Here is a 24309-nt window from a genome sequence, read left to right as displayed (position 1 = left end):
GAAAAAACTTAGCGGCCCCCACGGGGACGAGCCCGCAGCAGCCCCGCGACCCGCAGCGCCCCCGCGTCCGCAGCGACCGTGCCACCGGCCGACCACGGCCGCGCCGCCGCGCCCGATCTGCGCGGCCTTCCTGCGACTGGCGGGCACCAAGGCGGCCGACCGACCCAGGCGTGGTATCAGTTCGAAACGCCTCCGCCGGACCAGATCAGCTGAGACGCCACGGGCATCCACTTTCCTCGGACCGGATCACCTGAGATTCGTGGCGCCTCCGCGTCTCACTTGATCTGGTCGCTCCAGGTCTGAGCCGGTTCCGCGGACCAGATCCTCTGCGACGGGACAATCGGCAGCTCGCCGCACAGCCGGGGAAGGAACTGCGGCGACGGCTCATCCGTCTGTCGTCGGAATCGGAAGTGGTGTTCCACTCTTAGAGGTGGCGCGGAAAGGGGTGCGGTCATGGTCGGCGGTTCGGGCGTTCGTTCCAGCGGTGAGCCATCCATGCTCGCCGGATCAGGCTGCGCACGGTGATGATCGTGTCGGTGAGGTCGAAGAATGCGTTGACAACGGGGGTGCGCCGCTCCTAGCAGGCCCGAGCGGCCGGAATACCACCCGGACCAGCCACTTGGCTGCCAGCAGGACCGCGAATTGGTCCCAGAGCGGCTCGGTCAGCCATGACGGAAGCGCAGGCACAGGTCTCCTCGGTGCGCACAGAGCGTCAGCAACTCCATGATCAACGAGACCTGTGCCCGCTCGGCCACCTACCTTCCCAACCGCGCCTATCCGCGCGGCCGAACAGCGTTGTCAAACTTACGGCTACTTGCGCCATCCACTCCCCTGCCCGCCGTTTCCGGCGCTTCAGCCGGTCGTTTTCCCGGCAGGCCCGCCAACCAGGGTGGTCGACCTGACCACTCGACAACGCGCGTGCCGGCAATGGCTGAGGAACTCTTCCCACGAAGCCTCTGCGCACGGATGGCGAGAGCTTGGGCACTCAGATGCTGTTGGCGATGCGCTCGTGGTCCCGTTCGCCCTCGCGGGTCTGGATACCAGCGGCGAGCAGCTTGTGGGCGAGCTCGGTGACCTCATCGCCGAACGCCGCGAACAGGCCCTCGTTCTCAACGGCGTATGCCGCACGCGGAATCGGCTGCGCGACCGCGTCGACCGCAGCCTTCGTGATGGAGATCACCTCCGGCCGGAGGCCGGCGATCCGTCGGGCGAGGGTGTCGACGAAGGGATCGAGTTCTGCGGCGGGCAGGGCACGGTTGATCAGGCCGTACCGTTCCGCGAGCTCCGCGCCCACGAGCTCGGCGCCGAGGATGAGCTCCAGCGCGCGGGCCCTTCCTGCCAGGCGCGTCATGTTCACCGTGCCGCCGCCTCCAGGAAGGATCCCCATCAAGGACTCCGGCTGCCCCTGCCCCGACTTGCCGATCGCCGCGAATCGCATGTCCAGGTACATGAAGAACTCGTTGCCCGCGCCGCGCGCGAAGCCCGCGAGCTTGCCGATGGTGACCTGCGGCAGCGAGCGGACCTCCTCGCTCATCGCCTGGAGGATGTTCAGGCCTTCCGGGACGGTCGAGCCCGGCGCGGCCGCGATCGCAGCGCGAGTGGCTGCAGGCAGCGCGTCAGGGTCGGTGAGGTAGGCCATGTCACCGTGCGCAACGAAGAACTCCGGGTCAGCGCTCTCGAAGACGATGACGCGGACGTCGGCGTCGTCCCGCACACGCGCGACGAATGCCCGGAGTGACGGCAGGAGGACCGCGTCCATCAGATTGAGCGGCGGGTGATCGATTGTCACCGTCGCGACCCCGTCCGAGACGTCGATCGTCAGGGCGGGAAGGTCTTCGTAGCTCATGAGGTGGCTCCATATCGCGGTAAGGGACGGCCTGTGACCGGGCCGCCGACTGGGGACAACGTCGCGAATCTCAGTATCACGACTGACACTGAGTATCAGATTAGAAACCAGTGTTCGAAGAAGCAAACGAGTTTGTCGGAGTACACTCGTCCCCATGAGCGCAGCGCCAGTCGGTACCCGTGAGATCAGCCGCCACGCGGTGCGAGCAGAGCTGGCCCGCGTCGCGTTCAACCGGTTCTGCCTCACCGGCTTCAACCAGGTCACCTTCGCCGACCTCTCCGAAGCCGCCGGAGTGTCGCGGAGCACCTTCCTGCGCTACTTCGGCACCAAGGAAGACGTGGTCCTGTTCGTCTTCGACCCTGTCGGTGACGTCATCACTGACGCGCTCGATGCCGAGCGGGCCAACCAGGACGACTGGAGCAGGCTGCGCAACGCCCTGGAGTCAGCCGTGAGGTTCCTCGTGCGCGACGTCCAGGAACTCGTGACGATCCTCGGTCTCATCGAGCAGACCCCAGCCCTGTGCGCACGCCTCCGCGAGAAGCAGGCTGAATGGCGACCAGAGATCGTCGCCCGACTGCAGAAGACAACCTCCTCGACCGACGGGTCATCGGTCATCGCCAACGTACGCGTAGCGGCGGCGCTCGAAATCTTGTGGATCGTCCTCGGGCAATGGAGTGCGAGCGACGGCCAAGAGGACCTCGGCAACCTATTGAACGCTGCGTTCGCCGCCTTCTCGACCCCGGCACGCCAGCAGACGGACGCTCCGTTGTAAAGGGCCGAGGCGGCGGCTTCCTCGGCGGTGCCGAAGCGGCCGAAAGGAGTGATCGACCCGGCGGCGGTGATCGCGTCGTCGGAGTCCAGCCCCGGCCGCGAGTGCAGGAGTGGGGTGTCGATCCGGCCGAAGCGGACGCTGTCCACGCCCAGCCGTGCGGGGCCACCGAGGCCCCCACAGCACCTATCTGCGCGACCTCTTACTGGCAGGGTCGGCAGCCTGGGCGGCACGCACGGTGCACGCCATGCCCGAGCAGCCCCCTAACCCGCCACTGCCGCCCGACCCGCACCGGCTCCGGGTCATCCTCGCGTTCCTCAACGGGCAGATCGCCGACAACGACACGCTCGCCGCCTACCTCCGGATCCAGCGCGGCGCGGTACACAAGGCGCTCGCCCGAGCGGGACGTCCGACTCAGCAGCAGCCACCGGCACGCGGCGCAAAGGACACACTCCCCCGGCTTCAGCCCGGCGCCTACGAAGACCTGCTACGCCGTTCAGCAGAAACGCACCCCGCACGGACCCACTGCCGGCCGGATTCGGGGTTGGGGATCCTCGGCTGAATGCGGGTGGCCCCGCGTGGGGCGGGGTGCCCGCGATGACTATGCAACCGGCGCGTCAATGCCTGATTTGCGATACTTCGCATTAATGTCCTGTAAGTGAAATAAGTCGGTCTATCACAGATCGCATCCATTCACTTTCACGGAGACGACATGCACAAGCTTCGCAAGGTTGCCGTCCTGGTCGCTGCCCTCAGCAGCGTGGGAATCATGGCCGCTGGTACCGCCCACGCCGGCGGCGAGGGCGGCGGCCACGGCGACGGCTTCAACATCCAGCAGAGTTCCAAATGCAGGTCGCACGACCTGAACGTCGACGTCCTCGGCGAGGTCGGACTGATCAACGGCGCGCTGGGCAATGCGCTCAACGGCGAGGGCAACCCGGGCGCCCAGGCCAGCAGCCTCGGCTCGACCATGGGCTGCAACAACAGCGCGTTCTGATGGCAGGCGCGCCTCTCAGCTGATCGAGGGGCGCGCCGCGTCTCGCATCAGGATGGATGTCAGACGCGCGACCGCCCCGTCTTTGTGGAGGAGCGGGGCGGTCGGTGCGGTCACAGACCAAGATGTCCGGTGGGCTCGGTTGGCGCCGGGCCGGATCCCAGGATGCCACGACAGACAAGCCGGGTTCTCCACATCCGGCAGGCCCGCCACAGCAGTTCGGCGCTCCGGGAGCGGCGGTGTGCGCACAGCCGGCCACTGATGCCGTCGACGCATGTTCGAGGCGTCAGGGCCGCCGCCTGAGCCGACCAAGTTGACCGTTCAAGGCCGACGTCGCCGCGTTCGAGGCCCCCGGGCGGATCCAAGCCCTACTCGGCCACAGCAGGTACTCCCTGACCGCCGATATCCATACCCCGGTGTTGTCCCAGTTCAAGAAGGCCGAGGCCGAAGCACCGGTCGCCCTGGTGCCGCGAGCCGGACAGCAACAGGAGCCCCGGGCCACGCCCGACGTTCCCAGCGATGACCTAGGCAAGACGGCCGCCTGACCGCACGTTCCAAGCGCGTTCCCATCTGACGTGGCGAAGGCCCTCCGTGCAGATCACGGAGGGCCTTCGCCACCTCAAGCAAGGCTCTGACCTGGTGTATCTCGGTGCTCCAGCAGGCGAAAGGCGGCGGGACAGCTGGATTCGAATCAGCGTGTTCTGGTTTCGAGATCCAGCAGGCGGCGCTTGCGGTCCAGGCCGCCGCCGTAGCCGGTGAGATCGCCGCTCGCGCCGATGACCCGGTGGCAGGGCACGATGATGCCGATCGGGTTCCTGCCGTTGGCGAGGCCGACCGCGCGGGAGGCCCGGGGATTGCCGAGGGCGTCGGCGAGTTCGCCGTAGGAGCGGGTCTCGCCGTACGGGATGCGGGTGAGCTGGTCCCAGACGCTGCGCTGGAACGGCGTTCCGGCCAGGCGCAGTTCGAGGGAGAACTCGGTCAACTCGCCCGCGAAGTACGCCGACAGCTGTTCCTCCGCCGCCGCGAAGGGGGCGTCGCCGGGGCTGCCGGGGCCGCCGAGGGACTCCTCCGGCGGGCGGTGGCGCTGCCCGACCATGTACAGGCCGCACAGCGCGCCGTCCTCGGCGACGAGCGTGAGGGGGCCGTAGGGGCTGGGGATGACGGTGTGCTGCTTCATGTGTCGCCGGTCCTTGTACGTGTACGGGCTCAGACGGGAAGGAAGTTGATCGGGTGGCTGTCGGTCGCCCACAGGTACTGCACCGCGTACGCCCGCCAGGGCCGCCAGGTCTCGGCGCGGGCGGTGAGGGCGGCGGGGGTGGCCGGCAGCCCCGACTCGGCCGCGGCGCGGCGGATTCCGAGGTCGGTGGGGAGGAAGGCGTCGGGGTCGCCCAGGGCGCGCATGGCGATGACGTCGACCGTCCAGGGGCCGAAGCCGGGCAGGGCGAGGAGCCGGGCGCGGGCCTCGGACCAGTCGGACTCGACGCCCAGGTGCAGGGTGCCGTCGGCGAGTTGGCGGACGAGGGTGGTGAAGGTCGTACGCCGGGTGCGGGGCATGGCCAGCGTGTCGGGGTCCGCGGCGGCGAGGGCCTCGGGGGGCGGGAAGAGGTGGGTGAGGCCGCCCTCGGGATCGTCCAGGGGCTTGCCGTGCGCGGTGACCAGACGGGCCGCGTGGGTGCGGGCGGCGGCCGTGGACACCTGCTGGCCGAGAACGGCACGGACCGCGAACTCCGCCTCGTCGACCGTGCGCGGCACCCGGCGGCCCGGCGCCTTGTCGACCAGGGGCGCGAGGAACGGGTCGGCGCGCAACCGGTCGTCGACGGCGACCGGATCGGCGTCCAGGTCGAGCATGCGCCGGCAGCGGCTGATCGCCACGGTCAGGTCGCGCAGGTCGCCGAGGGTGAGCCGGCAGGCGATGTGGTCGGGGCGCGGGGCGAGGGAGACGATCCCGTGGCCGTAAGGCAGGCGCAGCGTGCGCCGGTAGCTGCCGTCGCGCCATTCCTCGACGCCGGGTACGGCGGTGGCGGCGAGGTGGCCGAAGAGGTTGTCGGGGTTGAGCGGGGCGCGGAACGGCAGCCGGAGGGTGAGCGTGCCCGGGGTGCTCGCCGGGCCGCTGCGGGGCGCCTTCGCGCGCAGCTCGCTCGGGGAGAGGGCGAAGACCTCGCGGACGGTGCCGTTGAAGGTGCGGATGGAGGAGAAGCCGGCCGCGAAGGCGATCTCCGCCATGGGCAGCGCGCTGGTCTCGATGAGCAGCCGCGCGGTCTGGGCGCGCTGGGCGCGGGCGAGCGCGAGGGGGCCGGCGCCCAGTTCGGCGAGGAGCTGGCGCTCGACCTGGCGGGTGCTGTAGCCGAGCCGGGCGGCGAGTCCGGGCACGCCCTCGCGGTCCACGACGCCGTCGGCGATCAGCCGCATGGCCCGCGCGACCAGGTCGGCGCGCTGGTTCCACTCCGGGGAGCCGGGGCTGGTGTCGGGGCGGCAGCGTTTGCAGGCCCGGAAACCCGCCTGCTGGCAGGCGGCCGCGCTCGGGTAGAACGTCATGTTCTCCGGCTTGGGCGGGACGACGGGGCAGCTGGGCCGGCAGTAGATCCGGGTGGTCAGGACGGCCGTGAAGAACCATCCGTCGAATCGCGCGTCCTTGGACTGCACGGCGCGTACGCAGTGTTCCCGGTCGAGGTGCGTCGCTGTCTGCATGCCTCAAGGATCGGCCACGGGCACGGGCTGCCGCTGGCGGAAATCCGACACCTGCGTTTCCCCGGCGTGGGGCGGGGTGGTCCCCGTCCGGCACCTAGGGGCACCTAGGGGGTGTCGCTGCTCATGCCCTCGCCGTGCCGGAAGGCGGCGATCCACTCGGCGGTGTGGCGCAGTCCGCCGAAGGTGTAGAAGTGCACCTTGACCGTGCCGTGCCGCTCGGGGTCGTAGCGCCGGGCGAGGGTGTGCAGGAAGCGGTCGGGACCGGTCGTGCCCATGAGGTTGGTCAGTGAGAAGCCGTACTTGCGGGCGACGGAGGCGCTCGTCGCGACGCCGAACCGGGTGGCGTAGCCGAGCAGCCGGCGCACCCCGGCCGGCCCGGGCACGCCGATGCGGACGGGGAGGTGGACGCCTCGGGCGCGGGTGGTCTCCAGCCAGGTGAGGACCGGTTCGACGTCGAAGCCGAACTGGGTGATGACGTCACCGTCGAAGCGCTGCGCCCCGATCACGGCGGCCTTGTCGGTGAGCGCCGACCAGAGCGTGCCGTCGGCTATCGCGGGGTGGCCTTCGGGGTAGCCGCTGATGCCGACGTGCCGGACGCCGTGGCGCTGGAGCAGGCCGGTGCGCAGGACGGCGAGGGAGTCCTCGTAGGGGCCCTCGGGGCGGGCGGGGTCGCCGCCGACGACGAAGACGTTCTCGGCGGTGCCGTCCTCGGCGAGGGCGGACAGGAACGCGTCGAGGGCGTCGCGGGAGGGCAGGCGGCGGGCGGAGACGTGCGGCACGGGGACGAAGCCGAGCCGCTTGACCGCGCGGGCGGCCGTGCGCCGCATGCCGAGGTCCTCACCGGCGAGGAAGGTGATGTTGATCCGCGTACCCGGCGGAATGCTGTCGCGGGCCTCCTCCAGCCGGGCCACGTCCTTGCCGGTCATCTCCAACGAGAAGTCGTCCAGCAGAGCGGCACCGACCGCCGGCATGACGCTGACACCGGGCTTCATCGCGCTCCTCGTACGGCTGTGATCCTGACCTCGGCCGATGATGTCACGGGGGCGTGGGAGGCCGGGGGTGGGGGCTGGGGCTGGAGGTGGAGGTTGGGGGTGGAGGTTGGGAGCCTGGGGGGGGTGCCGGGGAGCTGGGGTCTGGAGGCCGGGTGCGGGGCGCAGGCCGCCGGGCAGCTGACGCGACCGCCCCGCCTCACCGCGCCTCGACCCGAGGACCCGGACACCCTCCGGGGACCGGAGCACGGCGGCGAAGTGCACCTGCGGTGCTTCTCCGGGACGCGGGAGAAGTCGGTGACCAGGGCGGCGGCCAGGGCGTTCCAGGCAAGGACGTCCCCGCGTCGGCCCTGCACGATGGCCGGGGTGGCGGTGAGGTCGTCCAGGACCCGCTGCACACGGCACCGGCATCCAGGCCGCCCACGTCGGCATCGACGTGTCGATCGCCGTCTCCCTCATCCCCGGGCAGCCGGTGGTCCAGCCCTAGGACATCTCCCCCGTCTACTGGGACCTGCACACCACCAAGCGCGACCAGGCCGAACAGGTCTTCAGGGGTGACGCAACACTCGCCGACCATCCGGGGCGGGCAAACGGTCGGCAACAGCCTGCCGTCCCTCGAAACCGAACAGCACTACTCATTGCATATCGGCAGAACAATCACGCGCGCCTTCGAACTGTTCGGTCACGACCGTCGTCATCGGACCTGCCGGGCGAACGCCTCGTACGCCGCCTCGTCGAAGAGGACGAACCGGACCTCCTCGACCGATGTCCGCGCCGCCCGCACCGTCTCCACCGCGATCCGCGCGGCGTCCTCCATCGGCCATCCGTAGATCCCCGCGGAGATCGCGGGAAAGGCGACCGTTCGGGCGCCGAGTTCGTCCGCCACCCGCAGCGACTCCCGGTAGCACGAAGCCAGCAGCTCCGAGCGGTCCTCGCCGGCGCTGTACACCGGGCCCACGGTGTGGATGACCCAGCGGGCGTCGAGGGCGCCCGCCGTGGTGGCGACCGCCCGGCCCGTGGGCAGGCCCTTGCCGTACCGGGAGGCGCGCAGGGCGCGGCACTCCTCCAGGACGGCGGGGCCGCCGCGGCGGTGGATGGCGCCGTCCACCCCGCCGCCGCCGAGCAGCGAGGAGTTGGCGGCGTTGACGATCGCGTCGGCGCTCTGCCGGGTGATGTCGCCCTGGACGAGGGTGATGAGGGTCATGTCGTCCGTCTCAGTCTCCGCCATACGGCCTTGGCCGCGTTGTGCCCCGACATGCCGTGCACACCGGGTCCCGGCGGGGTGGCCGAGGAGCAGATGAAGACGGCCGGATGGGGCGTGTGATAGGGGAACAGGGACAGTCTGGGGCGCAGGAGCAGCTGAAGTCCGGAGGCCGCGCCGCAGGCGATGTCCCCGCCGACGTAGTTGGCGTTGTGCGCGGCCAGCTCGGCGGGACCGGCGGTGGCGCGGGCGAGCACGCGGTCGCGGAAACCGGGGGCGAAGCGCTCCAGTTGGCGTTCCAGGGCGTCGGTGAGGTCGCCGGACCAGCCGTTCGGCACATGGCCGTACGCCCAGAAGACCTGTTTGCCCTCGGGTGCGCGGGTGGGGTCGACGATGCTCGGCTGCACGGTGATCAGGAACGGCCGGTCGGGGGCGCGGCCCTCGCGGGAGGCGGCCCGCAGGGCGGTGCCGATGTCCGCCTTGCTCGGGCCGAGCTGGACGGTGGTGGCGACGCGGGCCTCGGGCGCGGTCCAGGGCACCGGTCCGTCCAGCGCGTAGTCGATCTTGAAGGCGCCGGCGCCGTAGCGGTAGCGCGCGTAGAGGTCGCCGAAGCCGGCGATGCGGGCGAGCGCGGTGGGCGAGGTGTCGAAGACGTACGCGCGCGCGGGCGGCAGGTCGTCCAGGCGCTTGACCTCGTAGTCGGTGTGCACCGCGCCGCCGAGGTCGGCCAGATACGCGGCGAGGGCGTCCGAGATCGCCTGGGAGCCGCCGCGCGGCACCGGCCAGCCGCGGGCGTGCGCGGCCAGCGCGAAGACCAGGCCGATCGCGCCGGTGGCCAGGCCGTCGAGCGGTGACATCACATGCGCGACGAGACCCGCGAAGAGGGCCTTGGCCCGCTCGTCCTTGAAGCGGCGCATCAGCCACGTGGACGGCGGGAGCCCGGCCAGGCCGAAGCGGGCGAGGGTGACGGGGTCGCGCGGCAGCGCGGTCAGGGGCAGGGACATGAAGTCCCGTACGAGGGTGTCCCAATGGGGGAGGAACGGCTCGACCAGTCTGCGGTACGCGCCCGCGTCGCGCGGTCCGAAGGAGGCGGCCGTCTCGGCCACCGAGCGGGACAGCACGGCCGCGCTGCCGTCGGGGAAGGGGTGCGCCATCGGCAGCTCGGAGTTCAGCCAGCGAAGGCCGTAGCGCTCCAGGGGGAGGGCGCGGAACGCCGGGGAGTTCACGCCGAGGGGGTGGGCGGCCGAGCACGGGTCGTGCCGGAAGCCGGGGAGGGTCAGCTCCTCGGTACGGGCGCCGCCGCCGACGGTGGACTTCGCCTCGAACAGGGCGACGGAGAAGCCGCGGCGGGCCAGCTCCACGGCAGCGGTCAGTCCGTTCGGCCCCGCACCCACCACGACCGCATCGAGCATCGACGGCACGTCTCGGTCCCCTTCGTCAGCCGATGGCCACAGAGGACCAGGATAGGCCGGTGCACCGGCACGATCCCGGTCCGGCCCCGGCGCTCAGGCCGCCGTGCGCAGCAGTTCCACCACGCGTCGGGCGGTCGCCGTGTCGCGGGCCGCCGTGAACGGCAGGGCGTTGCCCCCCGTCACCCGGAACGGTTCGCCGCCGCGGGTGAGGTGGGCGCCGCCCGCCTCCTCGACCAGGAGCAGGCCGGCCGCGTGATCCCACGCCGCTTCCCAGGTGAACGCGATGCAGTCCAACTCGCCCCTGGCTATGGCGAGATACTCCAGGCCCGCCGAGCCGCACGGGCGCGGGGCGAGGCCGTCGGTCCACAGGACGCTCAGCGAGCGCTTCTCCTCGTCGGTGGTGTAGTCCGGGTGGGAGGTGGCGACGACGAGGTCACGGCCCGGCGCGGGCCGGCCCGCGACCAGCCGCTCGCCGTCGAGGAAGGCGCCCCGGCCGCGGACCGCGGTGGCCATCCGGCCGCGGGCGGCGGCGTAGGTCCAGGACGCCAGGGTCACGCCCCGGTGGGCGAGCGCCACCAGGGTGCAGAAGCCGTCGTCGCCGTGCACGAACTGGCGGGTGCCGTCGACCGGGTCGACGATCCAGACGGGGGCGTCGCCCTGGAGCGCGTCGTACGTCGCCGGGTCGGCGTGCACCGCCTCCTCGCCGACCACGACCGAGCCGGGCAGCAGGGCGCCGAGCGCCTCGGTGAGCCGCTTCTCGGCGAGCCGGTCGGCGTCCGTCACCAGGTCGTGCGGTCCGCTCTTCTGGTCCACGTCGGCCGCGGACAGGCGGCGGAAGCGGGGCAGGATCTCGGCCGCGGCGGCCTGGCGCACCGCCTCCTCCACGTCGGCCGAGCAGCGCGTGAGAAACTCGTCGATGGTTTCCGTCATCTGTTCGATCATGTGTCCATGAGAGCACACCCCACTGACAATCCCCTCCCGCCCGGTGCACACCAGGTGGAATCGGGATGAAGAGCGGGGGCCGCCCGCGCCGTCAGCGGCCCACCGCGTACCCCTGCATCCCGCGCGGGTTCGCCGCCGCGGACAGCACGCCCGTCTCCGGGTCCCGGGCGACCGCGCACAGCCGGCCCTCGGACCAGGCGGCGCCGACGGTGACGTCGTGGCCGCGCCGTCGCAGCTCCTCGACCACGCCGGGGTCCGTGCGGGACTCCACGGTCACGCTGCCGGGGCGCCGGCCGCGCGGGTAGAACGAGCTGGGGAAGCTGTCGTTGTGCCAGTTCGGGGCATCGACGGCGCCCTGGAGGTCGAGGCCGCCGCGCACGCGGGCGCGCAGGGTCGCGGCCAGGAGGAAGTGCAGCTGCCACTGGTCCTGCTGGTCGCCGCCGGGGGTGCCGAACGCCAGCACCGGCACGCCGTCGCGCAGCGCGAGGGACGGGGTGAGCGTGGTGCGCGGCCGGCGGCCGGGGGTGAGGGAGTTCGGCAGGCCTTCCTCCAGCCAGGTCATCTGCAGGCGCGTGCCGAGCGGGAAGCCCAGCTCGGGCACGACGGGGTTGGACTGGAGCCAGCCGCCGCTGGGGGTGGCCGCGATCATGTTGCCCCAGCGGTCGACGACGTCCAGGTGGCAGGTGTCGCCGCGGGTGGTGCCGTCACCGGCGACGTGCGGCTCGCCGGGGAACTCGGCGACGGTCGGCTCGCCCGCGCCCATCGGGTCGAAGCCCTGGTCGCCGCTCTCCACGCGCGCGTACGCCTGCGCGGGCAGTCGCGGGGTGCGGCCGCCGGGGCTGCCGGGCCGCAGCTCCCAGGAGGCCTTGGCGCCGACCAGGGCGCGCCGGCCGGCGTTGTAGTCGTCCGACAGCAGCTCGGCGAGGGGCACCTCGGCGGCGTCGCCGTACCAGGCCTCGCGGTCGGCCATGGCCAGCTTGCAGTTCTCGATCAGCAGATGGACGTAGTCGGCGGAGCCGTAGGCGGGCAACTCCTGCGGCAGCAGGGCGAGTTGCTGGAGGAGGGCCGGGCCCTGGCTCCAGGGGCCCACCTTGCAGACGGTCCAGCCGTTCCAGTCGTACGTCACGGGGGTCTCGTACGTCGCCGACCAGCCGGCGAGGTCGGCCTCGGTGAGCGTGCCGGTGTGGCGGGCGCCGCTGGTGTCCATGGTGGGCAGCCGGGACCGGCGCAGCAGGGCCTCGGCGATGAAGCCGGAGCGCCACACGGCGCGCGCGGCGTCGATCCGCGCCTCCCGGTCGCCCGCGCCGGCGGTCTCGGCCAGCAGCCGCTTCCAGGTGGCGGCGAGGGCGGGGTTGGGGAAGCGCTCGCCGGGCCGGGGCGCCCGGCCGCCCGGCAGGTACACCTCGGCGGACGAGGTCCACTCCGTCTCGAACAGCGCCCGTACGGTCTCCACGGTCGCGCCGAGTTTCTCCACGGGCGCGTGCCCGTGCTCGGCGTATCCGATGGCGTACTCCAGGACGTCGTCGAGGCTCTTGGTGCCGTGGTCGCGCAGGAGCAGCAGCCAGGCGTCGAAGGCGCCGGGCACGGCGGCCGCGAGCGGTCCGGTGCCCGGTACGAGATCGAGGCCCAGCCCGCGGTAGTGGGCGACGGTGGCGCCGGCCGGGGCCACGCCCTGCCCGCACAGCACGCGTACGTCGCCGCCCGCCGGGGCGAGCAGGATCGGCACCTCGCCGGCCGGCCCGTTCAGGTGCGGCTCCACCACGTGCAGCACGAACGCTCCGGCCACGGCGGCGTCGAAGGCGTTGCCGCCGCGCTCCAGGACCGCCATCGCCGACTGGGAGGCCAGCCAGTGCGTCGAGGACACCATGCCGAACGTGCCTTGCAGAGTGGGCCGGGTGGTGAACACGGGGCGGCTCCTGGGCTCGGGTACGTCTCCCGGGTGATCGTACGAGCGTGTGCGCCTCCCGGGAACACGGCGTCCCGACCAGCCGTTGATCTCGTGCGGGAGACAGAAGTGCGGGAGTACGGAGGCCCGGACAGTGCACGGTGAGTACAAGGTGCCCGGCGGCAAGCTCGTTGTCGTGGACCTGGCGGCCGAGGACGGCGTGCTGCGGCACGTGCGCGTGGCGGGCGACTTCTTCCTGGAGCCGGACGAGGCGCTGGACGCGGTGAACCGCGCGCTGGAGGGCGCTCCGGCGGACACGGACGCGGCGGGGCTGGCCGCGCGGATCGACGCGGCGCTGCCCCCGGGGACGGCGATGTACGGCCTGACCTCGGAGGGCGTCGCCGTCGCGGTGCGCCGGGCGCTGGCCCGCGCCACGGACTGGACGGACTACGACTGGCAGCTGATCCACGAGAGCCCGCAGCCGCCCGCGCTGCACATGGCGCTGGACGAGGTGCTGACCGCCGAGGTCGCCGCGGGCCGCCGCCCGCCGACCCTGCGGGTGTGGGAGTGGGGCGCCCCGGCGGTGATCATCGGCAGTTTCCAGTCACTGCGCAACGAGGTGGACCCGGAGGGTGCCACGCGGCACGGCATCGAGGTGGTGCGGCGGATCTCCGGCGGCGGCGCGATGTTCGTCGCCGACGGTCTCCCCACCCTGCGCGCCAACCACGCCGACTCGAAGTCCTGCCCCACCAACGGCACTTATATCCCTGGCCGTCGTGGAAAAGTGGTTCCTCAAGCGGCTCGACCGGCGAGGCACTTTGGTACACCACAGGTAATAAGGCGCGTCGACGCAGTTCGACATCCGCTGTGAGGCCTCGGCCCGAAACCTGCTGCCTCTTACGAAACGCGGTGCGCGGCAAACGACCGAGAACGCAGGAGTTCAACCAGTGACGATGCCAACCTTCCTCAAGGAAAAGGGCTACATGCTCGACACCTGAAGCGGATTACACATGGAGGACCACGAGGGCAATTCTCGTTCGATGCACTCCTGACTCATCTCCGTATAGTCAGGCGGAACGTCGCTGATCCCGTCTACTTCTAGAACGTAGAATTCTGCCTGCTTACCCGCGACGTCGAGTTCGGCGTCAGGGAAGAACTCAAACTTCGCGCGAAATGAATCGGCAACTCGGTCAGGCAGGCTTGAGACTACTGTAAGGGCCGCGAGAGGAACTTGGGCTGCCGAGTACTTCCAACCGAAGGAGCTCAGTCCACGCACGACAAGTAGTGCCGCGTTTCCGGCGTCGAATTGCAGCGAAGTGCGCAGTTCGAACAGGAGCGCAGCCGTCGAGGTCCGCTGGCACACACAAGAGTCAAGCAACTGGGCTTCTTGCAGGGCGTCGGCCTCCCTCAGGGGATCCGGGTCCGCCACCTCGGCGAGAGCAGAGATTTCACGCCTCGCTGCAACGAGATTACTCACTGAGATCATGGAATCGGGATGTGATTGTAGGGGTCAGCTTTACTGACCGTCTGACCGGTTAGAGGGTTGACCGATTGTCCGGCCTTGTTCATGTAGACCACGTATCCATTGGGGTACTGATACTTTCCTGTCGTTACCGGATCCATGACTCGGACTTGCGTAACCCGGGGATCGATCCCCTTGGTGCCGGCTGGAATATCGTACGCCCAGCCCTTCCCTGTTGCGACTGGCGTACCGGTTGCACCCTTGGGGAGAGGAAGTGTCTCCCCAGCGGGGCCCGTCACCGATGCAATGCCGCAGGGATTGAGCCCGAGAGGATCTGATGTCGACAGAGGCGCCGCCACATACACGTGATGGTTGGGCGCCGGTTCAAGCCCAAGGGGGTCGGGGCTGAGGTACCGGGCGGTCTCGGGATCGTAGTAGCGGAAATGATTGTAGTTCAGGCCGGTCTCAGCATCGGCGTACTGCCCAGGGAATCGGAGCGGGCATTCCACTGCGGTCTGACTGTCTGCTACTGCAGGAAGCTCGGTTCCCCAGAGCGCGGTGCGATGCTGCCATGCCACCTCACCGTCAGCGGTCACCAGTTCGGTAGGAGTTCCGACGAGATCGGTGACAGTCGCGTGGAAGCGCGTGCTGCGATCCACGTTTGTATCCTCGGCCAACTGAGCCAGGAAGGACGTCCCCGGAGCGCGCGTGCGACACCAGTGATCGGTCTGGGTGAGTGGGCGGTGAGTTCCTGGGGCGTAGGCCCAGGTGGTGGCCCGCCCATCGGTCCCGGTCTGTTCTGCGAGCCGAGTGTCGTCCCAACTGAAGTCAGTTGTCGCAGCTGCGCAGCCGTCGGTGGTCTCGCGACGTTTGGAGATGCGGCGGCCGAGTGGGTCATAGCTGTAGCGCCAGCACTCTCCGTCCGGGGTGACCACTGTAGTGAGACGGTCTTCCGCGTTCCAGGCGTAAGTCCAGGTGCGAGTCTGGCCGTTGAGTAGTTTGCGAGTTTTGCGGACCAGTCGTCCCTGGGGGTCATGTTCGTATGCGGTGCGGCCCGCGGTGCGCAGGAGTGTGCCTGCGAAGGATCGCCTGTCGGGCTCAGGGTGGCCGGGAGCGGTGGCGTGCGTGAGGTTGCCCGTGGTGTCGTACACGTAGGTCTCGGACCAGCCGAGAGCGCGGACCGCTGTGGTCCGGCCGACCGCGTCGAGGTCGAAGCGACGGGTGCCGGTGGTGAGTTCCCGGATCTCGGCGACGTAGCCGTCGGGACGGTAGGCGTAGCTACGGTGTTGGAGCAGGGCTTCCGCGTTCGGTGCCGAGGACAGGGCGCTCAGGGACTGGGTGGTGAGGCGGTCGGTGGCGTCCCATGTCTGGGTGAGGATCACACCGTCGCCGATGCGGCGCTGGGTCTCGCGCCCCGCGGCATCGTACGTGAAGACCAGCGAACCGTGCTCCGAACGGAGTTCGGCGAGGCGGCCCGCTGGGTCATACGTCCAGTCGGTGGCCAGGCCGGTGGGGGTGACGCGGTGGGTGCGCTGTCCCAGGGCGTCGTACACGTACCCCATGGTGCGGCTGTTGACGCTGTCCGACAGCAAGCGGCCCAACGCGTCGTACTTCAGCACGACTTCGGCATCCGCGTTGGTGGCGCGGCTCAGATTGCCGCTGGGGACGTACGCGTACGTCGTGATGTCGCCTGTCCCCGTCCGTTGTTCAACGACTCGGCCCAGGGCGTCCCGAGCGTAGAGCAGTGCCTCGTTCGCGCCGTTGGTGCGAGCAGTGAGACGGCCTGCCGCATCGTGGGCGTAGGTGATGGTACGGCCGTTGAAATCGGTCTCTGCGGTCAGGCGACCCGCCGCATCGTATGTGTAAGTCCAGCTGCACCCTTGAGGGTTGGTGACCGACGTGAGTCGCAGCTCCGTGTCGTAGGCGAATTCATAGTGGGAGCCGTCGGGATCTGTGCGCGAAGCGGGGACGTCGAACGGGCCAGGAACGTGTTGAGTGATGATTCCGGCTGGATCGGTATGGGCGAGGAGATTACCCTCGCCATCCCAGGTCCATACCTCGCGAGTGCCGTCAGGGAGTTCACGCCAGGCAGGCTTGCCTTCGATCGTCCAACCTGTCCGCGTGATATGGCCAAGCGGGTCGGTGGCTTCGGTGATGCGCCCGAAGATGTCACGGCGGACTGTGGTGGTGTGGCCGAGTTCGTCGGTCACCGATATGGGGAGCCCGACGGAGTTCGGGATCGTGGTGCGGGTGTGGCCCAGCGCGTTCGTGACTGCTGTCGGACGGCCCGCGTCGTCGTACGCGTACCGTGTCTCGGCGCCTAGCGGGTCGACCGTCGTCAGCCGGTTGCCCCGCTCGTCGTAGGTGTGCCGCCAGACCGCCCCGCCCGGCTCGACCACCTCGGTCGGCAGGCCGAGCACGTTGTACTCCGCCCGGGCCAGCGTGCCGTCCGGGAGGTCTACGCCGGTGAGGTTGCCGGCGTCGTCGTACGTGTACCGCGTCGTGTGGCCCAGGGGGTCCGTCACTGCGATCGGCCGGGCCCCGCACTCGTCCCATTCCGTACGGGTGACGTGCCCCAGGGGGTCCGTCTCCTCCACGACCAGGCCCTCGGCGTTGTACCGGTGGACCGAGACATGACCCTGCGAATCCGTGTACGCCGTGGTGCGGGCGGTGTCGTCGTAGGTCAGAGTGCCGGAGAGGATGCCGTCGACGCCCTCGGTGCGCACCACCCGGCCGCGCTCGTCGTAGACGTACGAGAACCAGGTGCCGTTACGGTCGGTCCAGCGGACGACACGGCCCTCGGAGTCGTAGGTGAAGCGCAGTGGCTTACCGCTGGAGTTGATGACCTCGGTGAGGTTGCCAGCAGGGTCGTAGCCGTACCGCATGACCACCGTGCCGTTGTCGGTCGCGGTGCCCGGGCGGTAGCGGGATGGCGGCTCGTCCAGGAGGCGCAGGGCGGTGATGCGGGGGCCCTGAGTGTCGACGGCGACGTAGTAGCCGCCTGAGTGGCGGATGCCGAACGGGATGCCCTCGTCGTCGCGTTCGATGTCGATGCGGTTGCCGTTGCGGTCGGACCAGGAGTCCAGGGCCAGGTGGAACACACCGAAGGAAGGCGACGGGACCGGGGCCGCGAAGGTGCGGACCACGCCCGTTGCCGGGTCGGTGACCGTCATCGCGCCGTCTGGCTTGCCGTCCCATTCCAGGGGCCAGCGGGCGCCCTTGGCCGGCATCGTGGGAACGCCGGGCTCCGGTACCGGGTACACCAGGCGCATGCCGTCGGCCGCGGCGAAGACGACGCCCTCGCCGTCGATCTGGAGGCACTCGTCGAGGGTGGAGATCCAGGTCGGGCCGAAGCAGACGCCGCCCCGGTAGGAGGAGAGGTGGGTGCGGGTGAACTGGAGCGGCAGAGTGCCTGGCAGGGTGAGGTCTGTCTGCGTCATCAGCATGGCGCCGGTCGCCACGTCGATCGGCTCGCCCACGCAGGGGGTGTCGTCGGCGTTGCGGGCCGCGGTGCCCAGGTCGACCAGGTCGGGGCGGAGGGAGGGCGGGCGCAGGAGCAGTGGGGTGGTGTTGGCGAGGCCGCCTTCCATGCTCGCCTTCAGCAGGCCGCCGCCCCCTCCCAGGGCGCCGCCGAAGATCATGCCGTCCTTGGCGGCCTGGTTGACCTCGTCCAGGCTGAAACCGTGCTGCAGGCCGGCCATCATCTGTAGCGGCTGGGCCACGGCAGCGTCGATGGTGACCGACTCGACCCCGCCGAACGCGACGCCGACCAAAGCGCCTGCGATGATGTCGGCCACCGCGCCGGTGACCCCGACGCCGATCGTGGCGCCGAACTCGATGACCGCGTCCGCCGCAGCTGCCGCCGCACCCGAGGCGATGCCCGCGGTGAGCACGGCCAGCGTGATTCCGCCCGCGATCACGACCGCGTCGATGGCGATCCGCGTCCAGAGCTTGTTGATCGCGTCGTCGATCGCGTGGGCGAACTTGTCCAAGGCGTTGGCCATGTCCCGCGATGACTTCGCGAGGTCGCTCAGCCAGCCGCCGTCCTTGCCCTTGGCGTAGCGGTCCCAGAACTTGTGGAACGCCTCGATCGACTCACCCGTGTTGTTGTGGATGATCGAGGACGCACTGCGGTTCACCGGGGCCCGGACGTCGTCCACGGAGTCGGCGAACGCACGCCACGCCTTCGCCGCTTCCCGCAGCTTGTCCGGGTCGGCCTCCGGCCACCACAGGCCCAAGTCGAGAAGGATGTGGCGGGCCTTGGACTCAACGCTCACCGGCACCGTCGCTCTGCTTGTTCGCCTTCACTTCCGTGAATATGCCGGCGACGAGCTTGTCGTTGTCCACATGCCCGTCCGCCATGTCCACCATGGCCTCGTGAATGCTCGTCAGACCGAGCACCAGGACGCCCGCCGCGCTCTCGATCGACTTCTGGTGCGGCTTGTAGGCACCGCCGAACTGATTGCCCTGGTCGTCGTGGCCCCAGGGCTCACCGAGGCCGTCCAGGGTCCTGATCAGAGTGGTCAGAGCCTTGCCCAGGTCGATGGCGCCCTTCTGGAAGGTCGGTGCCGCCGCCTTGATGTCGGCGGTCTTGATGTCCAGCACCTTGCCGGGGACCTTGCCGTCACCCATCGCTGTCGTCTCCCCCCGGTTCGCAACCGCGGCTTCCGACCCTAGGGCGACGAGGTCAAGGAAGACCCATGATCAGGCAATAGGGAGGCAACAGTCTCCTGGCAGGCGTGGTTTCCAGTCGGGGCATCGGCCGTCGCAGCCCTACGCGATCGCCGTGGCCACGGCACGCGCGTAGCCGGGCCTCGGCCGGCAACAGCGATTGATCACCGTCGACAGCGGCAAGAGCCTCGGATCCCCGTGTCCGCGCGACGAGGCGAACTCCGCCCGAGCAAGGTGCATCGAAGTGAGGCACCGCCATTTCCGAAAGTCGGTGATGATGATGGCGCCAACTGTCCATCTCTTGTGCCAGCTAGCGATCATCGTCACGATGGCGGACCTCGACCTCAGCAAGGAGCACAACCGGCGCCACCGCGCGGCCAACACCCGACGCGGCCTGGACGGCCTGATCGAGGTCGTCACCGGATCCCTCAGCCGCTTTCCCTACGAGACAGAACGCTTCGATGTGGTCTAGTCCCTGGAAATCCTGTGCCACGTAGCCAACCGGGACGGCGCACTGGCCGAGGCCGTCCGCGTGCACAAACCAGGCGGAGCGCCGATCTTCTCCGACATCGTGGCGGCCGAGGAGGCTCCGAACGAGGCCGTGCGGCGCACGCTGTCCCGTCTCGGCGCGCATAGCCGGGCAACGCCGTCGCTCTATCCGTAACGCCTGTCCAGACTGAGCCTGCAGACTGACTCGCGCCACCGAGAAGTGGACCGCGCGCGTGCCGTAAACGCCGCGCCCTGCCGGATGCCGCGTGGCACCCGGCAGGGCGAGCAGGCTCTTGCCCGTGATCACGCTGGCTCGTACTGTCTTCCCCGTCCGACCTTCGTCGAGCCGGGCAACACGATCACGTACTCCCTGTCGGTGCCCGACTCCCTCGTGCAGGGCCTGTCCTTCCAGGACAGCTACGCCTATCTGGACGACTGGGTGCTGGGCGCCCTCGGCGACATGGGGATCCGGGCCTGGTACCAGCCGCTGAACGACATCGCGACCGACCAGGGCAAGATCGCGGGCGCCGCGCAGAAGCGGATGGTCGGGCCGGACGGGGGCCCGGGGGCCGTGCTGCACCACGTGACGATGTCGTACGACATCGACGCCGACAAGATGCTGGAGGTGCTGCGCATCGGCCGGGAGAAGCTGTCCGACAAGGGCACGCGCAGCGCGAAGAAGCGGGTCGATCCGCTGCGTCGGCAGACGGGGCTGCCCCGTGAGGCGGTCATCGACCGGATGATCGCGTCGTTCCGCGCGCGGTACGGCCTGGCGCCGGGCAGGATCACGGACGAGGAGCTGGCGCGGGCCGGGGAGCTGGCGCGGAGCAAGTTCGCGTCGACGTAGTGGACGGCGCGGGTGCCTTAGCGGGCGGTCCGGGCGGACACCCCGGTTCAGCAACGGGTCAAGGACTGCCCTTCCCCGGACCAAACGGTCGTATGGGTTCCGTGCACGTCGACTTCCGCACGCCGACATAGCCGGATTTGTCTCATTGACTGCTGGCTAACGTGGTCGAGCCCAACGGCCACGCGAAACCACGGGGAAGAGGTGAAGGCGGTGGGGGCGCCGATACGTTCACGGCTGCACGATTTCCTGGAACCAGACCCGCCGGGACGCGACACTTCACGGCAAGCCACCGAGCCGCGCCGTTCGGCGCTGCTGGACCTGCTGGGCGCAGCCCCGGCGCCCCGACCCGCCACGGACGACCGTCCCGGCCCCAAACCGGGCGTACCCGCCTACCACACACCGGTGTTCGTACCGGCGCATCCGAGGTCCGTCGCCGGCACCGGCGCGGACGGCCGTCCCGCACGTTCGGTCTTCGTCGTCTTCGAACTCTTCGACCATCCCTCCCACGGCACCGTGGCCTTCGCCTTCACCACACTGGAGAAGCTGGTCGACGCGCTCGGCGAGGCACAGCCATGGGTGGCCACCTCGCTGGGCCCGCTGGCGGAGGGCGTGCGCGAGCAGGGCGTCACCGTCGTGCTGGACCCGCGCGCGACACCCTCGGAACCCAACTGGCAGCCGGCGGACCTGGCCGCCTACGCGCAGGGAGTGGCCCGATGACAGCCGACTTCAAGGTCGTGTACAGCGATCTGTCCACGTTGGCGAAGACCTTCCATGACGAGGCCGACGCCTACCGCAAGCTGCACAACGACGTGGCGCCGCCCGTGGTCAGCGGCGGCGATCCGGGGCTCGACTCGGCGATCAAGGAGATCTCCCACCTCATCATCGGCCTGCACATCGCGCTCGCGGACCGGATGGACGACCACGGGGACAAGGCCGCGTACGCGCGTGACTCCTTCCATCGACATGATGTGGACGTCCACGGCGTGTTCGAAGATCTAGTGCCACCGGACGAGGACTGATGAGCGACAACTGGGTCGACGGTGACATCGGCGGGCTCCGCACGATGGCCGAGACGTACAAGAACGCCAAGGACAAGCTGGACGGCATCGTCAAGCCGCTCGGTCGCGCCGTGGAGCAGCTGGTGGACGACGCGAGCTGGAAGGGCGACGCGGCCCAGTCCTTCCGCGCCAAGTGGAGCGAGGACGCGGTGGCCGCCGGCGGCTTCGCCGAGCTGGTGCACGCGGCGGGCGACATCCTGGAGACGCTTGCCAACGCGCTGTCCACGTGCGATTCGGCCCTCAAGAACGCGCAGCACACCGCGGTCGGCAACGGGGTGGCGACGACCGACAAGGGCGTGCCGCTGGACATCGCGACGGCGAACCCCCCGAGCGCGGACGCCCAGAAGACCACCGCCGCGAGGGACGAGTACGTCAAGGCGCGCGACGAGATCCTGCACACGGCGCAGCATGCGCGGCTGGTGGCGGCGAAGCAGTTGCAGGGGCTGTACGACAAGGCGACGGCGAAGGACAACTCGGTGTCTCAGGGGGACAAGGTCACCCTGTACGACGCGTTGCGCACGCTGTACGCGTACGACGCCGAGGACGCCCGGGCGGGGGGCATCGACGCGCGCAAGAACATCGACGCGGCCAAGGCCGACGCACAGGCCGCCAAGAAGCAGCTCCGCACCGAACGCAAGATATTCCAGCAGCAGGGCCGCACGATGCCCGACGACCTGCCCGCGAAGAGCGCCTACCGGGACGCGGTCACCAAGGTCGACTCGCTGGAGGAGGACATCGCCCGCGCCGACAACGGCAGCACCAACCTGCCGTACGACCGTGCCCTGAACGTCAAGCTGGCCGATGCCGCGGACGCGCTGCGCCTGGGCAAGGGGCTGGAGGCGATACCGGACGCCCTCAAGGAACTGCCGGTGCTGGACGTCGCCGCAGCCGGCGCCTGTGGTCTGATCGAGGCCAAGGGCGACCACGACAAGGGCTGGTCCTGGCAGCGTTCCGTCGCCACCGACGAGGGAGCCAACGTCGGCGGTCTGGTCGCGGGCGCGGTGGTGGCGGGCGCGCTCATGCCGGCCGAGGCACCGGCCCTCGCGGTGGCCGCGGCGGGTGTGGGGGCGGCCGTCGTCGCGACCGGCCTCATCGACCATTCCCTGCACGAGCACTGGAGCGAGGACATCCACGATCACGGCGTGATCGGCGGGATGGCCGTGGGCGCCGGCCACGTGGTGAAGGACACGGGGAAAGACATCGGAAGGCTGGGGAAGGACATCTGGCATGGCGTCACGAGCATCTTCTGACACGGGTGCCGCCCGAGGCCAGGTGGGGATCCCGTCACTGCCCCGGCTCGGCACCGCCTGGTACGAGCGTGGTACGCGCTACTGGCTGTGCCGTGCCCGGATCGCCCTCGGCCTGCTCGTCGCGTCGGCCATCGTGGTCTTCTTCTCACTGAGCCTGTACGACGGGTTCACCAGCGAGTGGTCGCCGGCCGCGCGCACGACCTCGTACTGGGTGCAGGCCGCCGGATCGTGCGTGGCCGTCGTCTGGGGCTGGCTGAAACAGCGCAGGGACCATCGCGCGGGCCTGCTCGCCCCGCCCAGTCCCGCGGAGAGCCTCGCGGCCATGAGGGCGCACAAGAGACGTGCTCCTGGGCTGTCCGTGACCGGGCGTGGCCTGGTACTGATCCTCGCTCCCGTCATGCCTATGGTGGCCGCGTGGTGCGTCGGCTGGTTCCTCGCCTACGCCACCGTCCGCGAGTACCCCGGCGAGGCCGGCGCCCGGCGCTGGTTCGAGGAGCATTCCACCGGTTCATGACGCCGACCGACATCCCGTCCCTGCCGGGCCTCGGCACGACCTGGTACGAACGCGGCCCGCGCTACTGGCTGCGCCGTACGTTCAGCGCCCTCTTCCTGCTCACCGTCCTGGCCTTCTTCTGCTACGTCGCGCTCCGGCTCTACCTGGGCGCTCCCCGCAGCGACATGCCGCCGGGCCTGCGCCGGGTGTGGGACGTGACGCAGGTGGCCGGCTCCTGCGTGACCCTCGTCCAGGGGTGGGTCAAGCAGCGCCGGGACCTGCGTCGGCAGTTGCTGGACCCGCCCATGCCCGACACGTTCCGCGCGGCCAAGCAGGCCGAGTCCGGCCGTGCCCGGAACTGGAGCCGGGCCGGGCTCGTCCCCCTGCTGCTCGCGGCACCGATCCTGCCCGCGATCGCCGCGTGGTGCGTCGGATGGTTCGCCGCCACGCTCACCGTCCGCGTCCACCCCAGCGAGGTCGGCGCCCGCCGCTGGCTGGAGGAGCACGAGGGGGTGTTGTGACCGTGCGAGCACACAGCGAGTTTTCACTTCCGCCCCACAGGCTGTCGTGTGACACTGGCGTCCCCGTCCACCCTGCGGATCCCTTCCGCACCCCCTCCCCCACGAGAAGTGCGCCGTGCGTTCTCTTCCTCTGCCGCTCGCGCTCACCGCGCGGATCTCTCCGGTCGCCGTGCTCGCCTGCGCCGGCTGGGCGCTGACGTCCGGTCCGGCCGCGCCGGCCGCCGCCGACGGCTCCCCGGCGGGCCAGACGGCGCCCGCGCAGTCCTCCGCCGCCCCCGGCCCGTCGTCCTCCACCGGGTCGAAGGCGTACGCCGCCGCGCCCACGCCCTGTACGAGCGTGCCCGCGGCCACGGTCACGGCCCTGGTGCCCGGGGCGAAGACGGAGGGCAAGGAGATCCCGTCGACGGACAACAAGGTGCGCCGCACCTGCTCCTGGAACGCCCTGAAGGGGTACAGCTACCGCTGGCTCGACGTGTCGTTCGAGATCGCCGGGTCGCAGCAGGAGGCGAAGCAGAACTACCAGCAGCAGGTGAGCGAGAAGAGCGGCGGCGGTGCCGTGCCGGGGCTCGGGGACAGCGCCTACTCGATCGTGAACCTCACCACCGAGGACAAGCAGCAGACCCGCGAGGGCGTGGTGATGGTCCAGGTCTCCAACGCCCTGGTGGTCGTCACGTACAACGGCAGCGACTTCGACACGAAGAAGGCCCCCGGTACGGACGAGATCAACCAGGGCGCCATCAAGGCGGCGCGCGCCGCCGTCGGTGCGCTCGGGGGCGGGCAGTCCGGGTAGCC

The 24309-nt window shown here is 70.2% G+C and carries 22 protein-coding genes and 4 pseudogenes; 13 read left to right on the top strand and 13 right to left on the bottom strand.

All coding sequences use genetic code 11. The annotated features are described in order from the left end of the window. Positions 1-451 precede the first annotated feature (451 nt). Together AC4OXY_RS36965 and AC4OXY_RS36960 are read right to left on the bottom strand one after the other, a co-directional pair. Positions 452-577 (bottom strand): annotated as a pseudogene (locus AC4OXY_RS36965) (IS5/IS1182 family transposase); the annotation flags it as partial. Between the two features lie 408 nt (positions 578-985). Next, positions 986-1846: an enoyl-CoA hydratase/isomerase family protein gene (locus AC4OXY_RS36960; RefSeq protein ID WP_016570763.1), complete on the bottom strand. Its 861-nt coding sequence runs from the start codon at positions 1844-1846 to the stop codon at positions 986-988. 154 nt (positions 1847-2000) lie between these two features. Between AC4OXY_RS36960 and AC4OXY_RS36955 the strand changes: the two genes are divergently transcribed. The 4 genes from AC4OXY_RS36955 to AC4OXY_RS36940 all read left to right on the top strand — a co-directional run bounded on the left by AC4OXY_RS36955 (position 2001) and on the right by AC4OXY_RS36940 (position 4154). Further along, positions 2001-2618: a TetR/AcrR family transcriptional regulator gene (locus AC4OXY_RS36955; RefSeq protein WP_362820806.1), complete on the top strand. Its 618-nt coding sequence runs from the start codon at positions 2001-2003 to the stop codon at positions 2616-2618. A gap of 244 nt (positions 2619-2862) precedes the next feature. Continuing rightward, entirely contained in the window at positions 2863-3177 is a 315-nt protein-coding gene (locus AC4OXY_RS36950) for a hypothetical protein (RefSeq protein WP_491991781.1), read from the top strand. A 150-nt stretch (positions 3178-3327) separates the two neighbouring features. Then, positions 3328-3612, top strand: a complete 285-nt coding sequence (locus tag AC4OXY_RS36945; protein ID WP_491991780.1) for a hypothetical protein — start codon at positions 3328-3330, stop codon at positions 3610-3612. A 413-nt stretch (positions 3613-4025) separates the two neighbouring features. Further along, positions 4026-4154: a hypothetical protein gene (locus AC4OXY_RS36940; protein WP_491991779.1), complete on the top strand. Its 129-nt coding sequence runs from the start codon at positions 4026-4028 to the stop codon at positions 4152-4154. A gap of 146 nt (positions 4155-4300) precedes the next feature. Here the strand turns inward: AC4OXY_RS36940 and AC4OXY_RS36935 are convergent, their stop codons facing one another. From AC4OXY_RS36935 to AC4OXY_RS36900, 8 genes and pseudogenes are all read right to left on the bottom strand, one after another. After that, positions 4301-4786, bottom strand: a complete 486-nt coding sequence (locus AC4OXY_RS36935) for a methylated-DNA--[protein]-cysteine S-methyltransferase (RefSeq protein ID WP_491991778.1) — start codon at positions 4784-4786, stop codon at positions 4301-4303. A gap of 29 nt (positions 4787-4815) precedes the next feature. Beyond that, positions 4816-6297, bottom strand: a complete 1482-nt coding sequence (locus AC4OXY_RS36930) for an AlkA N-terminal domain-containing protein (protein ID WP_491991777.1) — start codon at positions 6295-6297, stop codon at positions 4816-4818. Between the two features lie 104 nt (positions 6298-6401). Further along, positions 6402-7289: a methylenetetrahydrofolate reductase gene (locus tag AC4OXY_RS36925; protein ID WP_491991776.1), complete on the bottom strand. Its 888-nt coding sequence runs from the start codon at positions 7287-7289 to the stop codon at positions 6402-6404. 263 nt (positions 7290-7552) lie between these two features. Further along, a pseudogene (locus tag AC4OXY_RS36920) lies at positions 7553-7723 on the bottom strand (MmyB family transcriptional regulator); the annotation flags it as partial. A 257-nt stretch (positions 7724-7980) separates the two neighbouring features. Continuing rightward, on the bottom strand, positions 7981-8490 hold the full coding sequence (locus AC4OXY_RS36915) for an O-acetyl-ADP-ribose deacetylase (protein ID WP_376294544.1): 510 nt from the start codon (positions 8488-8490) through the stop codon (positions 7981-7983). Continuing rightward, entirely contained in the window at positions 8487-9908 is a 1422-nt protein-coding gene (locus AC4OXY_RS36910) for a phytoene desaturase family protein (RefSeq protein ID WP_356025380.1), read from the bottom strand. The genes AC4OXY_RS36915 and AC4OXY_RS36910 overlap by 4 nt, the downstream gene beginning before the upstream one ends. A gap of 84 nt (positions 9909-9992) precedes the next feature. Beyond that, entirely contained in the window at positions 9993-10841 is an 849-nt protein-coding gene (locus AC4OXY_RS36905; RefSeq protein WP_376294406.1) for an inositol monophosphatase family protein, read from the bottom strand. A 91-nt stretch (positions 10842-10932) separates the two neighbouring features. Next, positions 10933-12747 (bottom strand): gamma-glutamyltransferase family protein, encoded by a 1815-nt coding sequence (locus tag AC4OXY_RS36900; RefSeq protein WP_491991775.1) that lies wholly within the window; start codon positions 12745-12747, stop codon positions 10933-10935. 133 nt (positions 12748-12880) lie between these two features. Between AC4OXY_RS36900 and lplB the strand changes: the two are divergent. Beyond that, positions 12881-13429: pseudogene (gene lplB / locus AC4OXY_RS36895) on the top strand (lipoate-protein ligase small subunit); the annotation flags it as partial. Positions 13430-13705: 276 nt separating this feature from the next. Here the strand turns inward: lplB and AC4OXY_RS36890 are convergent. From AC4OXY_RS36890 to AC4OXY_RS36880, 3 genes are read right to left on the bottom strand one after another with little or no spacing between them, the layout of a single operon-like run. Further along, complete coding sequence (locus tag AC4OXY_RS36890; RefSeq protein ID WP_491991774.1) at positions 13706-14203, bottom strand: hypothetical protein; 498 nt, start codon at positions 14201-14203, stop codon at positions 13706-13708. A 5-nt stretch (positions 14204-14208) separates the two neighbouring features. Next, positions 14209-18465, bottom strand: a complete 4257-nt coding sequence (locus AC4OXY_RS36885) for a DUF6531 domain-containing protein (RefSeq protein WP_491991773.1) — start codon at positions 18463-18465, stop codon at positions 14209-14211. After that, positions 18455-18820 carry a hypothetical protein gene (locus AC4OXY_RS36880; RefSeq protein WP_491991772.1) on the bottom strand — a complete coding sequence of 122 codons (366 nt, stop codon included), beginning with the start codon at positions 18818-18820 and terminating at the stop codon, positions 18455-18457. Before AC4OXY_RS36880 ends, AC4OXY_RS36885 begins: the two co-directional genes overlap by 11 nt. A gap of 367 nt (positions 18821-19187) precedes the next feature. Between AC4OXY_RS36880 and AC4OXY_RS36875 the strand changes: the two genes are divergently transcribed. The 8 genes and pseudogenes from AC4OXY_RS36875 (at position 19188) to AC4OXY_RS36840 (ending at position 24307) form a co-directional block, all read left to right on the top strand. Next, complete coding sequence (locus tag AC4OXY_RS36875) at positions 19188-19331, top strand: hypothetical protein (RefSeq protein WP_491991771.1); 144 nt, start codon at positions 19188-19190, stop codon at positions 19329-19331. Positions 19332-19685: 354 nt separating this feature from the next. Further along, positions 19686-20195: pseudogene (locus tag AC4OXY_RS36870) on the top strand (lipoate--protein ligase family protein); the annotation flags it as partial. Positions 20196-20405: 210 nt separating this feature from the next. Then, entirely contained in the window at positions 20406-20912 is a 507-nt protein-coding gene (locus AC4OXY_RS36865; RefSeq protein WP_491991770.1) for an SAV_915 family protein, read from the top strand. Beyond that, positions 20909-21214, top strand: a complete 306-nt coding sequence (locus AC4OXY_RS36860) for a DUF6317 family protein (RefSeq protein WP_491991769.1) — start codon at positions 20909-20911, stop codon at positions 21212-21214. Before AC4OXY_RS36865 ends, AC4OXY_RS36860 begins: the two co-directional genes overlap by 4 nt. Then, a complete protein-coding gene (locus AC4OXY_RS36855) occupies positions 21214-22503 on the top strand; it encodes a WXG100 family type VII secretion target (protein WP_491991768.1) in 1290 nt (429 codons plus the stop codon). The genes AC4OXY_RS36860 and AC4OXY_RS36855 overlap by 1 nt, the downstream gene beginning before the upstream one ends. After that, positions 22481-23017, top strand: a complete 537-nt coding sequence (locus tag AC4OXY_RS36850; protein WP_491991767.1) for a hypothetical protein — start codon at positions 22481-22483, stop codon at positions 23015-23017. The genes AC4OXY_RS36855 and AC4OXY_RS36850 overlap by 23 nt, the downstream gene beginning before the upstream one ends. Further along, positions 23014-23517 (top strand): hypothetical protein, encoded by a 504-nt coding sequence (locus tag AC4OXY_RS36845; protein ID WP_376294396.1) that lies wholly within the window; start codon positions 23014-23016, stop codon positions 23515-23517. The genes AC4OXY_RS36850 and AC4OXY_RS36845 overlap by 4 nt, the downstream gene beginning before the upstream one ends. A 115-nt stretch (positions 23518-23632) precedes the next feature. Then, on the top strand, positions 23633-24307 hold the full coding sequence (locus tag AC4OXY_RS36840; RefSeq protein WP_491991766.1) for a hypothetical protein: 675 nt from the start codon (positions 23633-23635) through the stop codon (positions 24305-24307). Positions 24308-24309: the final 2 nt, after the last annotated feature.

The sequence above is a fragment of the Streptomyces sp. HUAS MG56 genome (genome assembly GCF_058673395.1).
Note: the sequence above shows the minus strand (reverse complement) of the source record. Positions and strands in the feature narration are given on the sequence as shown.

Coding starts and splice junctions, on each gene's coding strand:
- AC4OXY_RS36960 (WP_016570763.1), bottom strand. CDS start 1,846: ATGAGCTACGAAGACCTTCCCGCCCTGACGATCGACGTCTCGGACGGG.
- AC4OXY_RS36955 (WP_362820806.1), top strand. CDS start 2,001: ATGAGCGCAGCGCCAGTCGGTACCCGTGAGATCAGCCGCCACGCGGTG.
- AC4OXY_RS36950 (WP_491991781.1), top strand. CDS start 2,863: ATGCCCGAGCAGCCCCCTAACCCGCCACTGCCGCCCGACCCGCACCGG.
- AC4OXY_RS36945 (WP_491991780.1), top strand. CDS start 3,328: ATGCACAAGCTTCGCAAGGTTGCCGTCCTGGTCGCTGCCCTCAGCAGC.
- AC4OXY_RS36935 (WP_491991778.1), bottom strand. CDS start 4,786: ATGAAGCAGCACACCGTCATCCCCAGCCCCTACGGCCCCCTCACGCTC.
- AC4OXY_RS36930 (WP_491991777.1), bottom strand. CDS start 6,297: ATGCAGACAGCGACGCACCTCGACCGGGAACACTGCGTACGCGCCGTG.
- AC4OXY_RS36925 (WP_491991776.1), bottom strand. CDS start 7,289: ATGAAGCCCGGTGTCAGCGTCATGCCGGCGGTCGGTGCCGCTCTGCTG.
- AC4OXY_RS36915 (WP_376294544.1), bottom strand. CDS start 8,490: ATGACCCTCATCACCCTCGTCCAGGGCGACATCACCCGGCAGAGCGCC.
- AC4OXY_RS36905 (WP_376294406.1), bottom strand. CDS start 10,841: ATGATCGAACAGATGACGGAAACCATCGACGAGTTTCTCACGCGCTGC.
- AC4OXY_RS36880 (WP_491991772.1), bottom strand. CDS start 18,820: ATGGGTGACGGCAAGGTCCCCGGCAAGGTGCTGGACATCAAGACCGCC.
- AC4OXY_RS36875 (WP_491991771.1), top strand. CDS start 19,188: ATGGCGGACCTCGACCTCAGCAAGGAGCACAACCGGCGCCACCGCGCG.
- AC4OXY_RS36860 (WP_491991769.1), top strand. CDS start 20,909: ATGACAGCCGACTTCAAGGTCGTGTACAGCGATCTGTCCACGTTGGCG.
- AC4OXY_RS36855 (WP_491991768.1), top strand. CDS start 21,214: ATGAGCGACAACTGGGTCGACGGTGACATCGGCGGGCTCCGCACGATG.
- AC4OXY_RS36850 (WP_491991767.1), top strand. CDS start 22,481: ATGGCGTCACGAGCATCTTCTGACACGGGTGCCGCCCGAGGCCAGGTG.
- AC4OXY_RS36845 (WP_376294396.1), top strand. CDS start 23,014: ATGACGCCGACCGACATCCCGTCCCTGCCGGGCCTCGGCACGACCTGG.